This is a genomic window from Streptomyces rubrogriseus (assembly GCF_027947575.1).
GTDB lineage: Bacteria > Actinomycetota > Actinomycetes > Streptomycetales > Streptomycetaceae > Streptomyces > Streptomyces rubrogriseus.
This window is the reverse complement of record NZ_CP116256.1, coordinates 6,023,198-6,040,920: the sequence shown is the minus strand read 5'-3', so window position 1 is coordinate 6,040,920 and position 17,723 is coordinate 6,023,198. Positions and strand designations below refer to the sequence as shown.

Genomic DNA, 17,723 nt, shown 5'->3' with positions numbered 1-17,723 from the left:
CCGGACCCGGGAGGAGACACGGGATGGACAGCCGTACCGCGCTGGTCGAGGATCTGATGGAGCGGTTCCCGCACGTACCGCGCGAGGCCGTCTTCAAGGAGGACCTGCTGCGCGGCGGTGTCGCCTTCGACCCCTCGGCGCTCAGCGACAACGAGTCGGGCGAGGTCAAGCCGAAGTCGTACTTCATCTTCTCCTTCGACCACGGCACCCTGCCCGAACTGGGCGAGGCCGCGCTGCGCCGCCCGCCCGAGGAGATCATCCTCACCGGCGGCCCCTACGACCTGCGCCGCACCGTCGTCTCGGTCCGCGTGAACCCCGCCTCGCCCTACCGGGTCGCCGCGGACGACGACGGCGTCCTCGGCCTCTACCTGGACGGCAAGCGCATCGCCGACGTCGGCGTGCCGCCCATGCCCGAGTACTACCGGCACAAGCTCTCCAACGGGAAGTCGGTCATGGAGGTGGCCCCGACCATCCAGTGGGGCTACCTGATCTACCTGACCGCGTTCCGCGTCTGCCAGTACTTCGGCGCCAAGGAGGAGTGCCAGTACTGCGACATCAACCACAACTGGCGCCAGCACAAGGCGGCCGGGCGGCCGTACACCGGTGTGAAGGACGTCGACGAGGTCCTCGAAGCACTGGAGATCATCGACAAGTACGACACCGCCAAGATCTCCACCGCGTACACCCTCACCGGCGGCGCGATCACGTCGAAGGTCCAGGGCCTGGACGAGGCCGACTTCTACGGGCGGTACGCCAAGGCCATCGAGGAGCACTTCCCCGGCCGCTGGATCGGCAAGGTCGTCGCCCAGGCCCTGCCCAAGCCGGACGTCCAGCGCTTCAAGGACTACGGCGTGCAGATCTACCACCCCAACTTCGAGGTGTGGGACGAGTACCTGTTCAAGATGTACTGCCCCGGCAAGGAGCGCTACGTCGGCCGCGACGAGTGGCACCGGCGCATCCTGGACTCCACCGAGGTCTTCGGCGCGCGCAACGTCATCCCCAACTTCGTCGCGGGCGTCGAGATGGCCGAGCCCTTCGGCTTCAAGACCGTCGACGAGGCCATCGAGTCCACCACCGAGGGCCTGCGCTTCTTCATGTCGCACGGCATCACGCCCCGCTTCACCACCTGGTGCCCCGAGCCCACCACCCCGCTCGGCAAGACCAACCCCGACGGCGCCCCGCTGGAGTACCACATCCGCCTGCTCCAGGCCTACCGCCAGACCATGGAGGACTACGGGCTCTCCTCGCCCCCCGGCTACGGCCCGCCCGGCGCCGGCAACGCGGTCTTCTCGGTCAGCTCCTTCATGGACAGCCTGCCGGAGGACGCGCCGGTGGAGGTGTGAGCGCACGGTTCGTGGTTAACAGGTGGCGCGGTCCTCGGGCGCGCGGCTAAGGTGACCGATGTCCGAGCGGCGGCCCCAGCGGCCGCCGACAGGGGTCTTTTCCGAGGAGGTGTCGACCAATGGCTGTCACTGTGATGGGCGCTGCCCGCATCCAGGAGTCCATCGAGTCCACCTCCGCGGCCACCGGCTGATCTCAGCCGCTCCCTGAGTCCTCGCGCCGGGGCCGCACCCTGAAGGGTCACCCCTTGACTTCCACGTCTTCCAACTCCAGCTACTCCACCCTGTCCTCCTACGGCTGGGACGACGCCTGGGCCGACGCGTTCGCGCCGTACGCCGCCGAAGGGCTGCTGCCCGGCCGGGTCGTGCGGGTCGACCGCGGGCAGTGCGACGTCGTCACCGCGGACGGCGTCCTGCGTGCCGACACCGCGTTCGTCACGCCGCACGACCCGCTGCGGGTCGTCTGCACCGGCGACTGGGTCGCCGTCGAACCGGACGGCAACCCGCGCTACGTACGCACGTACCTGCCCCGCCGTACCGCCTTCGTGCGCTCCACCTCGTCCAAGCGGTCCGAGGGGCAGATCCTCGCGGCCAACGTCGACCACGCCATCGTCGCCGTGTCGCTCGCGGTCGAGCTGGACCTCGCCCGGATCGAACGGTTCCTCGCCCTCGCCTGGGAATCCGGGGCCCAGCCCCTGGTCGTCCTCACCAAGGCCGACCTCGTGCCCGACCCGGTGACCCTGGCGTACCTCGTCCAGGACGTGGAGACCGCCGCGCCCGGCGTGCCGGTGCTGCCGGTCAGCGCCGAGCAGGGCGAGGGGCTCGACGTGCTCGCCGCCGTCGTCTCCGACGGCACCGCCGTGCTGCTCGGCCAGTCCGGCGCCGGCAAGTCCACCCTCGCCAACGCCCTGCTCGGCGAGGACGCCATGGACGTACAGGCCACCCGCGACGTCGACGGCAAGGGCCGGCACACCACCACCACCCGCAACCTCCTCGCCATGCCCGGCGGGGGCGTGCTGATCGACACCCCCGGACTGCGGGGCGTCGGGCTCTGGGACGCGGGCAACGGGGTGGACCAGGTGTTCGCCGAGATCGCGGAGCTGGCCGAGGAGTGCCGGTTCCACGACTGCGCCCACGAGAGCGAGCCGGGCTGTGCCGTTCTCGCCGCCATCGACAGCGGTGAACTGCCCGAGCGGCGGCTGGAGAGCTACCGCAAGCTGATGCGGGAGAACCAGCGCATCGTCGCCAAGACCGACGCCCGGGTGCGGGCCGAGATCCGCAAGGAGTACAAGCGCCGGGGCGCCATCGGCAAGGCGGCGATGGAGGCCAAGCGGGGTGGCCTGAGGTAGCCCGCCGGCCGCCAACACGATGTCCGATTTCCGCCAGCCCGGTCCGCCGGTCCGGCGGAGACTGGACGGCGTGACACCACAGACAGTGCAGCCGACGAAGTACGCGGACGCTCGCGAGGACGTCCGGTACGAGGCAGTGCGGAGCCGGGACGCCCGGTTCGACGGCGCGTTCTTCTTCGCCGTCGAGACGACCGGCATCTACTGCCGGCCCAGCTGCCCCGCCGTCACACCGAAGCGGCGCAACGTGCGGTTCTTCGCGACGGCCGCCGCCGCGCAGGGCTCGGGCTTCCGGGCCTGCCGGCGGTGCCGTCCCGACGCCGTGCCGGGCTCCGCCGACTGGAACGTCCGCGCCGACGTCGTCGGCCGGGCCATGCGGCTGATCGGCGACGGCGTGGTGGACCGGGAGGGCGTCGCCGGACTCGCCGTACGGCTCGGCTACAGCGCCCGCCAGGTCCAGCGGCAGCTCACCGCCGAGGTGGGCGCCGGACCCGTGGCCCTCGCCCGCGCCCAGCGGGCGCACACCGCGCGGGTCCTGTTGCAGACCACCGTCCTGCCGGTCACCGAGATCGCCTTCGCGTCGGGGTTCGCCAGCGTGCGGCAGTTCAACGACACGATCCGGGCCGTGTACGCGGCCACCCCGAGCGAGCTGCGCGCCGCCGCCCCGGCCCGCGACCGGGCCGCCCGGCGCACGGCCACCCCCTCGGCCGGCGTCCCGCTGCGCCTCGCCCACCGCGGCCCCTACCAGGCCGGTCCCGTCTTCGACCTGCTCCAGCGGGAGGCCGTCACCGGCGTCGAGGAGGTGAGCGGTGAGACCGGCCGCCGCCTCTACCGGCGCACCCTGCGCCTGCCGTACGGCACCGGGATCGTCGCCGTCCGGGAACGGCCGGGCCGGACGGGTACCGGCAGCGGGGGCTGGCTCGACGCCCGCCTCCACCTCACCGACCTGCGCGACCTGACCACCTCCGTACAGCGGCTGCGGCGGCTGTTCGACCTCGACGCCGACCCGTACGCCGTCGACGAGCGGCTCGGCGCCGACCCCCGGCTCGCCCCCATGGTCGCCGCCCGCCCCGGGCTGCGCTCACCGGGCACCGCCGACCCCGAGGAACTGGCGGTGCGCGCCCTGGTGGGGCGCACGGAGGCCGAGCGGCTCGTCCAGCGGTATGGCAAGGCGCTCGACGCGCCCTGCGGCACCCTCACCCACCTCTTCCCCGAACCGGCCGTCCTCGCCGGGGCCGCGCCGCACGGCACCCCGGGCGCGCTCGCCGCCGCCCTCGCCGACGGCGCCGTACGCCTGGACCCCGGCGCCGACCGGGACGACGCCGAGCGCGCGCTGCTCGCCGTGCCCGGCCTGGACGCCCGTACCGTCGCCGTCGTGCGCACCCGCGCCCTCGGCGACCCGGACGTCGCCCCGCCCGGCCCCGCCGTCCCCGACACCTGGCGCCCCTGGCGCTCGTACGCACTGAACCACCTGCGCGCAGCAGGAGAGTGGGAGAACGACCGATGACCACGACCACGACCACGCCGACGGCCACCCCGACGCCCACGCCCACGACCGTCCCCGCCGAGACGTACTGGCACGAGGTCGGCAGCCCCGTCGGGCCGCTGCTCCTCACCGCCGGCTCCGACGGCGCGCTCACCTCCCTGTCCGTGCCCGGGCAGAAGGGCGGCCGGAGCGTCCGGGACGGGTGGCGGCGCGACGCCGGGCCCTTCCGGGCGGCCGAGGAACAGCTCGGCGCCTACTTCGCCGGGGAGCTGACGGAGTTCTCGCTGCCGCTGCGCGCGGAGGGCACCGCCTTCCGGGAGCGCGTGTGGGCGGCACTGGACGACGTGCCCTACGGCGCGACCACGACGTACGGCGAGATCGCCGCGCGCATCGGGGCGTCGCGGCCCGCGGTACGCGCCGTCGGGGGTGCGATCGGCGCGAACCCGCTGCTGATCCTGCGCCCCTGCCACCGGGTGATCGGCGCCGACGGCTCCCTGACCGGATACGCGGGCGGGCTGGAACGCAAGACGCGGCTGCTGTCGCTGGAGGGCGCCCCGCTCAGCCGGCCAGCACCGCTCCCAGCCACGCCCCGGTGATCAGCAGGCAGGCGAACAGCTCGGTCAGCAGGTCGGCGCCGCCCTGGCGCATCGCCGTCCGCAGCGACGCCATCGCCTCGCCGTGCCGGCCCAGCCGCAGCCGCTCGGCGAGGTAGATGCCGCCCATGAAGCCGGGGATCGCGCCGAGCACCGGGACCAGGACGAAGCCGAGGACGGCGCCCGCGCCCCCGTACGCCGTCAGCCGGCGCATGGCCTCGTCCCGGCGTTTCCTGCGGGTCGGCAGCGCCCACCGCACCGCCCGGGACAGCAGGAGCACGACGGTGGCGCCGACCAGTACCGCCCACGCGAGCGGCCGCGGATCCTTCAGCGCCCACCACAGCACCCCGGCCCACACCAGCCACGATCCCGGCACGCCGGGCAGCAGGACGCCGCACAGCCCGAGCAGAATGACCAGGCCGGCCAGCAGGAGGTCCCACGCTCCCATCTGTCCAGGGTGCAGGAGCCCGGCCAGGTCCGCAGAAGTCCGGCCCGGCGGGCGAGGCCGCCTCAGTGCTTCCTGGCCACCCAGTCCCGTTCATAGGCGTGCCAGCCCAGCTGGAGCCGGGTGGTGACCCCGGTCAGCTCCATCAGGCGTTTCACCCGTCGCTGCACGGTCCTGAGGCCCAGGTCGAGCTGCTTGGCCACGCTCGCGTCGGTCAGCCCGGCGAGCAGCAGGGAGAGGATCTCCAGATCGGTGCCGTCGGGGCCGTCCGGGGCCTGCTCGGTCACGCCGGAGACACCCAGACGCAGCGGGAGGGCGTCCCGCCACACGGCCTCGAACAGGCCGCACAGCAGTTCGAGCAGACCGCTGGCGTGCACCACCAGTGCGGCGGGCTCCGAGGAGCGCGCGGTGAGCGGGACCAGGGCGAGGGAGCGGTCGGCCACGATCAGCTTGGTCGGCACCCGGTCCACGACCCGGACCTGCTCGTCGCGGCCCAGCGCGGCGGTCAGCTCGGTGATGCCGGTCGGCAGGTCGAGGACCGACCGCTCGACCACCACCCGGTAGCGGACACCGCGCCCGGTGGCCTGCTCCTCCGCGTCGTTCTCCATGCCGGTCACGGCCACCGGCTTGTCGGTGACCAGCGCGCACACCTCCGCGCTCGCGCCGAGCTGGAGCTGGAGGAAGCGCTGGGCGACGGCCCCGGCGCCGGTCACCACCTCCACCAGGTCGTGCACCGCGGGCTCGGCCGCCGCCGCCCGATACTCCTCCGCCAGCAGCGCCGCCGCCAGCTCCGCCCGCTCCAGCTCGTGCCGCTGCTGGGTGAGCAGGGCGCCCAGCGCGACGCCCGGCGGGGCCGCGACCCAGCGTCCCGGGCGGGCCGAGGACTGGGCGGCGAGCCCGTTCTGCTCCAGCCGGCGCAGCGCGCGCTCGGTGTCCCGCTCGCCAAGCGCCAGCCGCCTGGCCAGATCCGGTACGTCGGCCGCGCCCACCGACACCAGCGCCCGGTACGCCGCCTCGTGCGTGTCCTCCAGCCCCAGCACTCCCAGCATCAGGTGTCGCCCCTCCCCAGAACCATGCCCACCTCCACCTGCGCGGACGTCCGTGGCGGGAAACGGCCACGGCGCAAACCCGCCTCGGGACATCATCGCCGTACCGCCGGTCACTCTGCCAAGGTGGCGTCGCCGGGCGGTCCTCCCGTGGGGGGTGGGGCCGCTCGGCCACCCCACCTCGGAGAACTGTTCGACGCGTCCCCCGACACGCTGCCCGGCGCACGCCGGTCCGCCCCGAATTTCCCGATGCCCCGTTTCCATCCGGCCCCATCGGTGGACAATCAGGAGCATGAGTCAGCAGGGGGGAAGGCCCACCGGTCCCGCCGGTCCCACCGGACCCGAGGACCACTGGTGGGGGCAGCTGTACGACGACTCCACCGACGACACCGGCCCCACGGCCGCCCCCGATTCCCTGGACGACCGCTTCGCCTCGGCGTCGGACACACTGGCCCGCGGACCGGCGGCCGCGGGCCCCGACGAGCCCACGCACCCGGTGCCACCACCGTCCCCCACCGCGCCCGAACCGGGACGGCCCTGGTGGTCCAGGACCCCGCCCGCCGCCGTCCCCGGCCCCCGCACCGGGGACGACGCCCCGCCGCTCCGCGCGGACCTGCCGGGACCGGGCAACGGCGACCCTAGGGGCTTTCCGGCCGGGAGCCCCGACCCCGGCGACACGGGCGCGCCGGAAGCGCCACGGCCCACGCCCGCCGGAACGCCGCCGCCGGGTGAAGCGTCGGGTCCCGTGCCGTCGCCGGCGGCCGGTGCGGGGCGGCCTCCCGCGCCGAGGCGGCCGGATCCGCGTGGGCGGACCACGTCCGGGTCCGGGGCCGCCGACCTCAGGGAGCCGCCCGAGACGGTCCCGCCGACCCCGACCGTGTCCGACCTGCCGCCGCTTCCGCCGCCCTTCCTCCCCTCGTCGGAGGCCGACCGCGACTACGTCGGCAGCGGGCCGCCCACCTACGACGCCGAGCCCACCGCGCTGCCGCCCGCCGATCCCGACGGCCTCGACGGGCTGGTGCCGGACACCGTCCTGGAGGGCGCCCGGTACGGGACGTGCACGCTGCGGGCCGTCTCCGTGCGCGGGGACTCCGCGCGGTACCGGGGCGAGCCGCGGCGCGACGCGCTGCTCGTCGCCCGGTTCGGCGCCGGGGAGCAGGCGCTGGTCCTGGTGGCGATGGCGACCGGCGCCCGTGCCACCGCCGGGGCGCACCGGGCGGCGGCCGAGGTGTGCCGGTGGATCGGACGGGCCGTGGGCCGCAGCCACGCCCGGCTCGCCGAGGACCTGCGGGCCGCCCGGCGCGGCGACCTGAAGTCCGGCCTGCACCGCCTCACCGACCGCAGCCTCGGCCGGCTCCGGGCCGGTGCCGCCGAACAGGGCCTGGCCCCGGACGAGTACGCGGCCACCCTGCGCTGCCTGCTGCTGCCCGCCGATCCCGGGTGCCGCACGCGGGTGTTCTTCGGAGTCGGCGCGGGCGGACTGCTCAGGCTGCGCGACGGCGCCTGGCAGGACATGGAGCCGGACGCCGGTGAGGTCACCGGAGAGCCCGTCCTCGGCTTCGGCTCCACACCCCACGACGCACCCCGCGACGCGCCGAGCGAGACGCCCGAGGGCGACCGGCTGACCATGGACCTCGGCATCACCACACCCCCGGGCCCGTACGAGGGGCCGCCCGCCGGGCCGCCCCGCGAGCCCTTCCGGTTCCGGGCCTCCGTAGCCCGCCCGGGTGATGTGCTCCTGATGTGCACCGCGGGTCTCGCCGAGCCACTGCTGAGCGAGCCCGAGCTGGGCGAACTCCTCGCGCGGCGATGGGCCGCCCGCCCGGCGCCCGGACCGGGGGAGTTCCTCGCCGACAGCGGCGTGCGGGTCAAGGGATACGCGGACGACCGTACCGCCGCCGCCGTTTGGGAGGCGTGAGGCCGCGCGCTGTGGCATAGCTGGACCCATGGCCAAACAGAACGTCGCGGAACAGTTCGTCGACATCCTCACCCGCGCCGGGGTCGAGCGCCTCTACGGAGTCGTCGGGGACAGCCTCAACCCCGTCGTGGACGCCGTGCGCCGCCACTCCGGCATCGAATGGGTGCACGTGCGGCACGAGGAGACCGCAGCCTTCGCCGCCGGGGCGGAGGCGCAGATCACCGGGAAGCTCACCGCGTGCGCCGGCTCCTGCGGACCCGGCAACCTCCACCTCATCAACGGGCTCTACGACGCCCACCGCTCCATGGCCCCCGTCCTCGCCCTGGCCTCCCAGATCCCGTCCAGCGAGATCGGGCTCGGCTTCTTCCAGGAGACCCACCCCGACCAGCTGTTCCGCGAGTGCAGCCACTACAGCGAGCTGATCTCCAGCCCGAAGCAGATGCCCCGGCTGCTCCAGACCGCCATCCAGCACGCCGTCGGCCAGGGCGGCGTCAGCGTCGTCTCGCTGCCCGGCGACATCGCGGACGAGCCCGCCCCGCAGGGGGCCGCCGAGACGGCCCTCGTCACCTCCCGGCCCACCGTCCGCCCCGGCGACGAGGAGATCGACCGGCTGGTCCGGATGATCGACGACGCCGACAGGGTCACCCTGTTCTGCGGCAGCGGCACCGCGGGCGCGCACGCCGAGGTCATGGAGTTCGCGGGCAAGCTCAAGGCACCCGTGGGGCACGCCCTGCGGGGCAAGGAGTTCATCCAGTACGACAACCCGTACGACGTCGGCATGAGCGGACTGCTCGGCTACGGCGCCGCCTACGAGGCCACCCACGAGTGCGACCTGCTGCTCCTGATCGGCACCGACTTCCCGTACAACGCCTTCCTGCCCGACGACGTGAAGATCGCCCAGATCGACGTGCGGCCCGAGCACCTGGGCCGGCGCTCCAAGCTGGACCTCGCGGTGTGGGGCGACGCGCGGGAGACGCTGCGCTGCCTGATCCCGCGGGTCAAGGAGAAGAAGAGCCGCCGCTTCCTGGACCGGATGCTGAAGAAGCACGCCGACGCCCTGGAGGGCGTCGTCAAGGCGTACACCCGCAAGGTCGACAAGCACGTCCCGATCCACCCCGAGTACGTGGCCGCCATGCTGGACGAAATGGCCGACGACGACGCGGTGTTCACCGTCGACACCGGGATGTGCAACGTCTGGGCGGCTCGTTACATCTCGCCCAACGGCCGCCGCCGCATCATCGGTTCCTTCTCCCACGGTTCGATGGCGAACGCGCTGCCGATGGCGATCGGCGCCCAGTTCACCGACCGGCGCCGGCAGGTCGTGTCGATGTCCGGCGACGGCGGCTTCACCATGCTGATGGGCGACTTCCTCACCCTCGTCCAGCACGACCTGCCGGTGAAGGTCGTCCTCTTCAACAACTCCTCGCTCGGCATGGTCGAGTTGGAGATGCTAGTCGCGGGCCTGCCCTCGCACGGGGTGGCCAACAAGAACCCCGACTTCGCCGCCGTCGCCGAGGCCTGCGGCGCCTTCGGCGTCCGGGTGGAGAAGCCCAAGGACCTGGCCGGGGCGCTGAAGGCGGCGTTCAAGCACAAGGGCCCCGCCCTCGTCGACGTCGTCACCGACCCCAACGCCCTGTCCATCCCGCCGAAGATCAGCGCCGACATGGTCACCGGCTTCGCCCTGTCCGCCTCGAAGATCGTCCTGGACGGCGGGGTCGGACGGATGCTCCAGATGGCCCGGTCGAACCTGCGCAACGTCCCCCGCCCGTGACCGTACGGACAGCCGGTCCGAAACCGGATGACTGGCGAGGGCTCGAACGGGCAAGGCTTTCCCCGTGAAGTTGTTCGACCGGAGCGGGACAGACGGGGGGAGACGACATCAGCGCGCCGACGGGGGACATGAAGGAGCAGGCGGTGCCACAGCTCAGGCGGAGGCTCGGCCGGGCGGACCTGCGGGCGGTGCCCGAGGCCCGGCGGGCCCTGCGTGAGCTGCTGCGGCACTGGGGCGGGCCCGGCCAGTCGGAGGTCGCGGAGCTGCTCGCCAGCGAGCTGGTCACCAACGCGCTCGTGCACACCGACGAGGGCGCGGTCCTGACCGCGACGGTCGGGCCGCGCGCCCTGCGGGTCGAGGTACGGGACTTCGTGGGCCGGGGCCGGCAGCCCCGGCCGCGCGCACCGCAGCGGGAGGAGAGCACCAACGGCAGAGGGCTGGTCCTGGTCGAGTCGCTCGCCGACGACTGGGGCGTACAGCCCTGCGAGGTGGGCAAGTCGGTCTGGTTCGAACTGGGCGCGGGGGCGGAGGCGGAAGCGGCCTGAGGCCGCCGGGAAGACCGGCGCCTCAGGCCATCGGCACGGATACGGGGCGCGCTCGGCTCAGCCGAACTGCTGCTCCAGGTCCTTGAGCTTGCGCTCCAGGGAGTCCAGGCGGGGCAGGGCCTGGGTGTCGTCCTCCGCGGTGAGGTCGACGGTCTCCACGGACATCTGCTCAGACCCGCTCCGCACGGGCTGAAGGGAGGGCCGCCGGCTCGCCGCGGGCAGTTGCTCCGGGGTCGATATGGCAGGCTCCGCGGTGGCGCGTTCCGAGCCCCGCTCGACCTGCTGCACCTCGACCTCGACCTGACGGCCGCCGCGCCCGGGGAAGCCGCGGTGGCCGTGGCCCCGGCTGATCGCCTTGAGCTGCGCCCGCTCCAGCCGCTCCTGCTCGCGCCGCCGGAGCTTCTTCTCCTCCTTCTGGCGCCGGTCGTCGCGCACCTCCTCGACCGCCTCGTCCAGGCTGCGCACGCCCTCCAAGAGCATCAGCGACCAGGCGCGGTACGTCTCGCGGGGCGCGCGCAGCCAGCGGACCATGCGGATCTGCGGCAGCGGACGCGGCACCAGGCCCTGCTCGCGCAGGGCGGCCCGGCGGGTCTGCTTCAGCGCCCGGTCGAACAGCACCGCCGCCGACAGGGACATGCCCGCGAAGAAGTGCGGGGCACCCGCGTGCCCCAGGCCGCGCGGCGCGTGCACCCAGTTGAACCAGGCCGCGGCGAAGGCGAAGGCCCACACGAGTATCCGCGAGCCGAGCGCCGCGTCACCGTGGCTGGCCTCGCGCACCGCGAGGACGGAGCAGAACATCGCCGCGCCGTCGAGCCCGAACGGGACCAGGTACTGCCAGCCGTCGCTCAGGCCGAGGTTCTGCTCGCCGAAGCCGACCAGACCGTGGAAGGAGAGCGCCGCGGCGACCGCGGCACAGCAGAAGAGCAGGACGTAGGAGAAGGTGCCGTAGAGGGCCTCCTTGCGCCGGCGGCGCTCCTCCATGCGCTCCCACGAGTCGTCCGCGCCCGCGTCCTTCCCCGAGGAACGCTTGCCGCGCGCGAGCACCGCCACCGCCGCCAGCATGCCCAGGAGCAGCACGGCGCCCGGAAGCAGCCAGTTCAGCGATATGTCGGTCAATCTCATCTGGGGTCCCTTGCAGTGGGATAGGGCGTAACGCCCGCCATGGTGGCCCAAACCCAGCGGCCCTCAGGGGGTTTCGGGGCAAGAGGCCGCCAAGGGAGTGCAGAGGGGGTGCCCAGGGCGGCGTTCTGCTCGAACTGCCGCGTGAGGGGCGGGAGTTGAGTTCGATTAAGACTACCCGTACGGGTGGTTCCACGGAAAGTTCCCGCCACGTGTGGGGGAGTTGTGGAACAACGCGGACGATCTTAGCCGACGGCCCGTCAGCCCGCCGCGGCGAGCAGCTTGTCCACGCGGTCGGCGTCGCAGGTCCGCGGGCAGGTGGCGCAGGTGTCCTCGGGGCGCAGGGTGTAGAACAGGCAGCAGCTCGCCCGGTCCCGGGTGTGCAGCGGTTCGCCGTCCGGCCCCTTCAGTTCGCGGAAGGCCGCGTCCCCGACGTACGGCTTGGTGGCGCCCGGCAGCAGCAGCTCCAGCTCGTGCCGCGCCCGCTCCTGCTCGCCGAGCAGATGGGCGACGTACCACAGGCCCTCGACGACCTCGTCGGTCGCCATCCCCCACAGGGCGCGTCCGCGCCGCCGCATCCGGGGGCCGAATCCGGCCAGGACCGGCTCCAGGTGCTCGGCGACCGCGGCCCGCACCTCGCCGCGCAGCGCCTCCTCGTCGGCGACCACCCGGGCGCCGGGCAGCGCGGCGGCGGGGTCGCCGGGGAGGCAGGCGAAGGACGCGGCACGCACCGCCATCCGGCCGAGGGGGAGCCCGGCGGCCGTGCGGTCGTAGGACACCTGGGCCGCGGGGTGACGGGGCACCCGGCGGTGCAGGAACCACGGCACGGTGATCAGCAGGCAGGCGGGCCACGCGTACCGGTGCAGGCCGAAGCTCGCGATCACGTCCGGCCGGGCCCGCTGCCCGTAGTCCCGCAGCACCTGGGCCTCGTCCCGGGCGAGGAAGGCCGCCAGCTCCGTCCCGCCCGCGGCGAGGGAGGCGGCCGTGACCCAGCCGTCGCCGCTCGGGACCTCCTCGGCCGCGGCCAGTTCGGTCACGCCCAGCCCGGGGAGGACCTCGCACAGGCGCGCGTAGGCGTCCGTGAGGGCCGTGCGGGCGACAGGCATGCGGGACCACCGATCCACGTCGGGACAACGGGCTGCTTAAAGGTAAGCCTTACCTTACCCAATATGTTCGGGATTTGAACTGACGGCCCCTGCGCTTATGGTGCTTGACGGACAGGTGACAACCCGCCGTAATGACCCCAAGTACCGACACGTCCCGCAGGAGGACCCGTGAAGCACAGCGCGCAGGGCGCCGCAGGTACGGGTGCCGGGGCGGGTACGGGTGCGGCGGCCGAAGCGGTGCGGATCCCGGTGCAGCCGGGAGCGGCGGACAGGGCACGGGACCGGGCCCCCGGCGGCGGGGAACCGGACGGCCCGGCACGCGGCGAGCACACCCACGGCGAACCGCCGGTGTCCCGCCCGCGGGCCCTGGTCCGGCGTTCCTCCGTGCGCGGACAGATCCTCGACGCCCTGCGCTCCGCGCTGGTCACCGGTGAACTGCGGCCCGGCGGGGTCTACTCGGCACCGGTGCTCGGCGAGCGCTTCGGCGTCTCGGCCACACCCGTGCGGGAGGCCATGCAGCAGCTCGCCCTGGAGGGCGCCGTCGAGGTCGTCCCCAACCGGGGCTTCCGCGTCCTCGAACGCGGTGACCGCGAGCTGGCCGAACTGGCCGAGGTCCGGGCCCTGATCGAGGTGCCGGTGTGGCTCCGGCTGGCCCGTACGGTGCCCGCGGAGCACTGGGCGGAGCTGCGCCCCCTCGCCGAGGCCACCGTCCGGGCCGCGTCCTCCGGCTGCCCGGCCACCTACGCCGAGGCCGACCGCGCCTTCCACCGCGCCGTGCTCGCGCTGGCCGGCAACGAACAGCTCGTCCGGATCGCCGGTGACGTGCACCGCCGCGCCCAGTGGCCGCCGGCCGGCTCGCCCTCCGTGCGCGGCCGGGCCGACCTGGTCGCCGACGCGCACCAGCACACCGCGCTGCTGGACGCGCTGATCGCCGGCGACCCGGACGCGGTGCGGGCCCTGGTCGGGGACCACTTCACGGTCACGTCGTGAGCCGGAACCCCGGCAGGGCGGCCTTCGCCCGGGCGCCAAGCTCGGGCGCCCGGACCGGACGTCCCTCGGGCGGACGTGCCTAGGTGGGACGTGCCTCGGGTGGGACGTGCCTCGGGCCGGTCGTTGGCCGGGCTCCGCCCGGACCGGGCTCCCGGGTCGGCGTCCTGAGCCGGGAGCCCGGCCCGGGCGCGCGCCATGGACCGCGCGCGCCCCGGACCCGGGCGCCCTCGAGCGAGGGGGCGCGGACCTGCCTGCCCCGCCCCCGCTAGCGGACCTCCTGCCGTTCCGTACGGCTCGTCGGGACCTGCTTCCCCGGCTTCTCGGACTTCCCCGTGGCGCGGGCCCGTCCGCCCTTGCGGCGCCCTGGGCGGGAACCGGTGTCGCGGTTGTGCAGCTCGATGGCCAGGGGAGAGGCGGTGAAGACCGACGAGTACGTGCCGACCCCCACGCCGATCAGCAGCGCGAGCGCGAAGTCGGTGAGCGAGTCGTCGGCCAGGACCGCCAGCGATGCCAGGATGAGCACCGCGCCCATGCCGGTGTTGACCGTGCGCGGCAGGGTCTGCAGGATCGCGTCGTTGGTGAGCCGGTCGAACGGTGTCTTCCGCTCCTTGCCCAGCAGCTCCCGGATGCGGTCGAAGAGCACCACCGAGTCGTTGACCGAATAGCCGATCACGGTCAGCAGCGCCGCCAGGAACACCCCGTCGATCGGCTTGCCCAGCCAGGCGAACACACCGACCAGAATGACCACGTCGTGGGCGAGCGCGCCGACCGCCGCCGTGCCGAACAGCAGGCGGAACCGGACCGCCAGGTACGCCAGCTGCGCGGCCAGCGCCAGGCCGAGGGCGATCAGGGCGTCCCGGCGCAGTTCCTCGCCGAGGCTCGGGCCGATCAGCTCGTCGCGCACCTTCTCCGTCTCGCCGCCCAGTTCGGCGACGGCCTTCGTGACGGTCGCCGCCTCGGTGTCGGTCAGCTCCTCGGTGCGCACCGTGAGGTCGCCGTCGCCGGAGGACTGGACGACGGCGCGCGGGAAGCCCGCGTCGGCCAGGGCGTCCCGCGCCCGGTCGGGATCGACCTGGGTGGCGGTGGAGTACTCGATGAGCCGCCCGCCGGTGAACTCGATGCCGAAGTTCAGGCCCCGCACCAGGATGCCGGAGCCCGCCACCACGAGGACGATCAGCGAGGCCGCCAGCCAGCGGCGCGGCCGGCGCATCAGGAAGGGGTTGCGGCGCAGCAGGGCGTCCCGGACCGGGCCGGTGGTCGAGATGCCGGTGATGCCGGGGCGGCGGAAGACCGCCGGGCGGCTCGCGGCGAACTCGGCGAGCACCCGGGTGATCACCAGGGCGCTGACCATCGAGGCCAGCACGCCGATGCCGAGCGTGACGCCGAAGCCCTTGACCGGGCCGGAGGCCAGGAAGAACAGCAGGGCGGCGGCGATCAGCGTGGTGATGTTGGAGTCGGCGATCGCGCTGAAGGCGCTGCGGAAACCGGCGGTCAGCGCGGCGCGCGTACTGGGACGGGTCCGGGCCGCCTGTTCCTCGCGGGCCCGTTCGAAGACCAGGACGTTGGCGTCCACCGCCATGCCGATCGCCAGCACGAAGCCCGCGAGGCCCGGCAGGGTCAGCGTCGCGCCGACCGCGGCCAGGGCGGCGTAGGAGATCAGGCCGTAGCAGAGCAGGGCCACGGTCGCCAGGGCGCCCATCAGGCGGTAGACGACGATGATGAACAGCGCGGTCAGCGCGGTGCCGATGACGGCGGCCCAGGCGCCGGCGTTGATGGCCTCGTCGCCCAGGGTGGCGCCGATGGTGCGCTGCTCGATGGTCTCGACCGGCACGGGCAGGGCGCCGCCCTTGATGAGCAGGGCCAGTTCGCGCGCCTCGGCGTCGTCGAAGGAGCCGGTGATCTGCGTGGAGCCGCCGGTGATGCCCGCCCCGCAGGACACGGAGGGGTCGACCTGCGGCGAGGAGATGATCTTGTCGTCGAGCACGATGGCGACCCGGCGCTTGGGGTCACCGGCCGGGTTGCAGGCCGCCTCGCCGGTCACCTGCGCCCAGCGGTCGCTGCCGGAGTCCTTGAAGTCGACGGTGACGGTCCAGCCGGCGCCGTTCTGCTGGTCGAAGCGGGCGTCGGCGCCCTTGACGTCCTGCCCGGTCAGCGTGGCGGCCTTCAGCCGCAGGGACTGCCCGGACTCGTCCGGCAGTACCCGCTCGCCGTCCTTGCCGTCCTCGGCGGCCTCGGTCCTGCCGTCGGCGGCAGCGTCGGCGGGGTTCTCCGCCGGGCCGAGCACCGAGTGGACGGTGAGCTGCGCGGTGCGGCCGAGCACGTCGGCGGCCTTCTTCGGGTCCTGTACGCCCGGCAGCTCGACGACGACCCGGTTCTCGCCGGAGCGGACGATGGTCGGCTCGGCGACACCGAGGGCGTCGATGCGGCCGCGCAGCACCTCCACGGTGCGGTCGGTGGCCTCCCGGTCGGCCTCGGTGGTCTCGGTGGACTTGGTCTCCAGCACGATCTGGGTGCCGCCGCGCAGGTCGAGCCCCAGGCGGACCGGCATGGTCAGGGCGATGGCCACGGCCCCGGCCAGCACGGCCAGCGCGAGGAGCGCGCGGACGTTCAGGGAACGGGACCGCGTACGGGAACGGGAGCGGGAAGGGGGACGGGAGCGTTTCAAGACGGGCCTCCGGCGGGCACGCCGCGGCGGCGGCCGAGCGCGGCCGCGGCGGAAGAAGGTGACGGGTGGTCGGGTGTGCGTCTCAGATGCCGGAGGAGACGGGCGGTGCCCGGCCGCTGTCGTGGCTCGCGCGGCCGGGGGAGACCGGCACCGGGCCGGGCGCGAACGACGTCCGTGCGTGGCCGCCGGGGACGGCGCCGCCCCCGAGGTGCGCGGTGGTCGCCGGGTGCTGGTCCGGTGCCGTCGGACGACCGGCCGGCTGGTCGTGCCGGGCCCGGGGCTGGGCGGCGCACACCGGCGTGCAGCCGTCGTCGGCGTGGAGGTCGAGGGCCGGGTGCGGCACCGCCGTGGCGGCGGCCGCCGCGAGGGGACCGCTCGGACCGACCTGCGCACCGGCCGCGGGCCAGGCCGGGACCAGGGGCAGCAGGACGGTCAGCAGGACGGTGAGCACGCTCGCGAGCCGTCGTCGCATGCACCGTCCCCTTTCGTGGTGGATGAGCGGGCCTGGCGGGCGGAGGAGCCCGGGGCTCCGGCCGGGGAGTGGGCGGCCAGAGCCACGGGCGGTTCGGGGGACCGTCAGGGCTCGATGAGCCCGGCGCGGATGGCGTACCGGGTCAGCTCCAGGCGGTCGCGCAGGCCGAGCTTCTGCAGCAGGTTCGCCCGGTGCCGCTGGACGGTCTTGATGCTGATGAAGAGGATCTCGGCGATCTCCTTCGAGGAGTGGCCCTCGGCGACGAGCTTGAGGACCTCCTCCTCGCGCGGGGTGAGGATGTGGTCGGAGGTCTCCTCGCCGTGCCGCACCCGGTCGAGGTAGTTGCGGATGAGCGCGGTCACCGCGCCCGGGTACAGGAACGGCTCGTCGCGCATCGCGGCGCGGCAGGCGGCGACGAGGTCCCGGTCGGCGACCGACTTGAGCACGTATCCGCAGGCCCCCGACTTCAGCGCCTGGAACAGGTACTGCTCGTTGTCGTGCATCGTCAGCATCAGGATGCGCAGCCCCGGCTTCAGCGCGGCCAGTTCGCGGGCCGCCTGGAGGCCGGTGAGGCGCGGCATCGCGATGTCCAGAACGGCGAGGTCGGCCTCGTGGGCCCGCGCCATGTCGATGGCCTCCGCGCCGTCCCCGGCCTCGGCCACCACCTCCAGGTCCGGCTCCCGGTCGAGGATGAGGCGCACGCCGCGGCGCACCAGCGCGTGGTCGTCGGCGAGCAGGATGCGGATCTTCGAGGGGGCGGACGCCGGGGGCGTGCCGTACGCGGACGTCGTGGACGCGGGCGTCGTGGGCGTCGTGGACGCGCCGGCGTGGCGGCCGTGCGCGGACGGCTCGGACGGCTCGGGCAGGGACGGGTCGGACAT

General features: G+C 74.0%; 15 protein-coding genes. 8 read left to right on the top strand and 7 right to left on the bottom strand.

Translation table 11 applies throughout. The features are described 5' to 3' along the window. Positions 1-23 precede the first annotated feature (23 nt). From Sru02f_RS27280 to Sru02f_RS27265, 4 genes are all read left to right on the top strand, one after another. Positions 24-1,343: a radical SAM protein gene (locus tag Sru02f_RS27280; RefSeq protein WP_109029637.1), complete on the top strand. Its 1,320-nt coding sequence runs from the start codon at positions 24-26 to the stop codon at positions 1,341-1,343. Between the two features lie 245 nt (positions 1,344-1,588). After that, positions 1,589-2,689 (top strand): ribosome small subunit-dependent GTPase A, encoded by a 1,101-nt coding sequence (gene rsgA / locus Sru02f_RS27275; protein WP_109029636.1) that lies wholly within the window; start codon positions 1,589-1,591, stop codon positions 2,687-2,689. A gap of 19 nt (positions 2,690-2,708) precedes the next feature. Beyond that, positions 2,709-4,193, top strand: coding sequence for a DNA-3-methyladenine glycosylase 2 family protein (locus Sru02f_RS27270; RefSeq protein ID WP_167469318.1), 1,485 nt, complete (start codon positions 2,709-2,711; stop codon positions 4,191-4,193). Next, positions 4,190-4,768 carry a methylated-DNA--[protein]-cysteine S-methyltransferase gene (locus Sru02f_RS27265; RefSeq protein WP_109029635.1) on the top strand — a complete coding sequence of 193 codons (579 nt, stop codon included), beginning with the start codon at positions 4,190-4,192 and terminating at the stop codon, positions 4,766-4,768. Before Sru02f_RS27270 ends, Sru02f_RS27265 begins: the two co-directional genes overlap by 4 nt. On the opposite strand, the gene Sru02f_RS27260 is transcribed toward Sru02f_RS27265, so the two are convergent. After that, positions 4,731-5,213, bottom strand: coding sequence for a DUF456 domain-containing protein (locus Sru02f_RS27260; RefSeq protein WP_109029634.1), 483 nt, complete (start codon positions 5,211-5,213; stop codon positions 4,731-4,733). The two genes, Sru02f_RS27265 and Sru02f_RS27260, sit on opposite strands and share 38 nt — an antisense overlap. A 62-nt stretch (positions 5,214-5,275) precedes the next feature. After that, the gene (locus Sru02f_RS27255; protein ID WP_109029633.1) at positions 5,276-6,259 is read right to left on the bottom strand and encodes a helix-turn-helix domain-containing protein; all 984 of its coding nucleotides are present in this window, start codon (positions 6,257-6,259) and stop codon (positions 5,276-5,278) included. 289 nt (positions 6,260-6,548) lie between these two features. On the opposite strand from Sru02f_RS27255, the gene Sru02f_RS27250 reads away from it, so the two are divergent. From Sru02f_RS27250 to Sru02f_RS27240, 3 genes are all read left to right on the top strand, one after another. Beyond that, positions 6,549-8,174: a protein phosphatase 2C domain-containing protein gene (locus tag Sru02f_RS27250; protein ID WP_174854999.1), complete on the top strand. Its 1,626-nt coding sequence runs from the start codon at positions 6,549-6,551 to the stop codon at positions 8,172-8,174. A gap of 28 nt (positions 8,175-8,202) precedes the next feature. Further along, entirely contained in the window at positions 8,203-9,945 is a 1,743-nt protein-coding gene (locus Sru02f_RS27245; RefSeq protein WP_109029632.1) for a pyruvate dehydrogenase, read from the top strand. A gap of 143 nt (positions 9,946-10,088) precedes the next feature. Next, positions 10,089-10,490: an ATP-binding protein gene (locus Sru02f_RS27240; protein WP_078653092.1), complete on the top strand. Its 402-nt coding sequence runs from the start codon at positions 10,089-10,091 to the stop codon at positions 10,488-10,490. A gap of 57 nt (positions 10,491-10,547) precedes the next feature. Here the strand turns inward: Sru02f_RS27240 and Sru02f_RS27235 are convergent, their stop codons facing one another. Beyond that, entirely contained in the window at positions 10,548-11,612 is a 1,065-nt protein-coding gene (locus Sru02f_RS27235) for a DUF2637 domain-containing protein (protein WP_109029631.1), read from the bottom strand. Between the two features lie 257 nt (positions 11,613-11,869). Beyond that, entirely contained in the window at positions 11,870-12,715 is an 846-nt protein-coding gene (locus Sru02f_RS27230; protein ID WP_109029630.1) for a (2Fe-2S)-binding protein, read from the bottom strand. Between the two features lie 168 nt (positions 12,716-12,883). Between Sru02f_RS27230 and Sru02f_RS27225 the strand changes: the two genes are divergently transcribed. Then, on the top strand, positions 12,884-13,705 hold the full coding sequence (locus Sru02f_RS27225; RefSeq protein WP_109029629.1) for a GntR family transcriptional regulator: 822 nt from the start codon (positions 12,884-12,886) through the stop codon (positions 13,703-13,705). Between the two features lie 265 nt (positions 13,706-13,970). On the opposite strand, the gene secD is transcribed toward Sru02f_RS27225, so the two are convergent. The 3 genes from secD to Sru02f_RS27210 form a co-directional block, all read right to left on the bottom strand. Next, positions 13,971-16,370 (bottom strand): protein translocase subunit SecD, encoded by a 2,400-nt coding sequence (gene secD / locus Sru02f_RS27220; protein ID WP_109029628.1) that lies wholly within the window; start codon positions 16,368-16,370, stop codon positions 13,971-13,973. An 82-nt stretch (positions 16,371-16,452) separates the two neighbouring features. Further along, positions 16,453-16,842, bottom strand: coding sequence for a hypothetical protein (locus Sru02f_RS27215; protein WP_109029627.1), 390 nt, complete (start codon positions 16,840-16,842; stop codon positions 16,453-16,455). A 104-nt stretch (positions 16,843-16,946) separates the two neighbouring features. Further along, positions 16,947-17,723, bottom strand: a complete 777-nt coding sequence (locus Sru02f_RS27210) for a response regulator (RefSeq protein WP_109029626.1) — start codon at positions 17,721-17,723, stop codon at positions 16,947-16,949.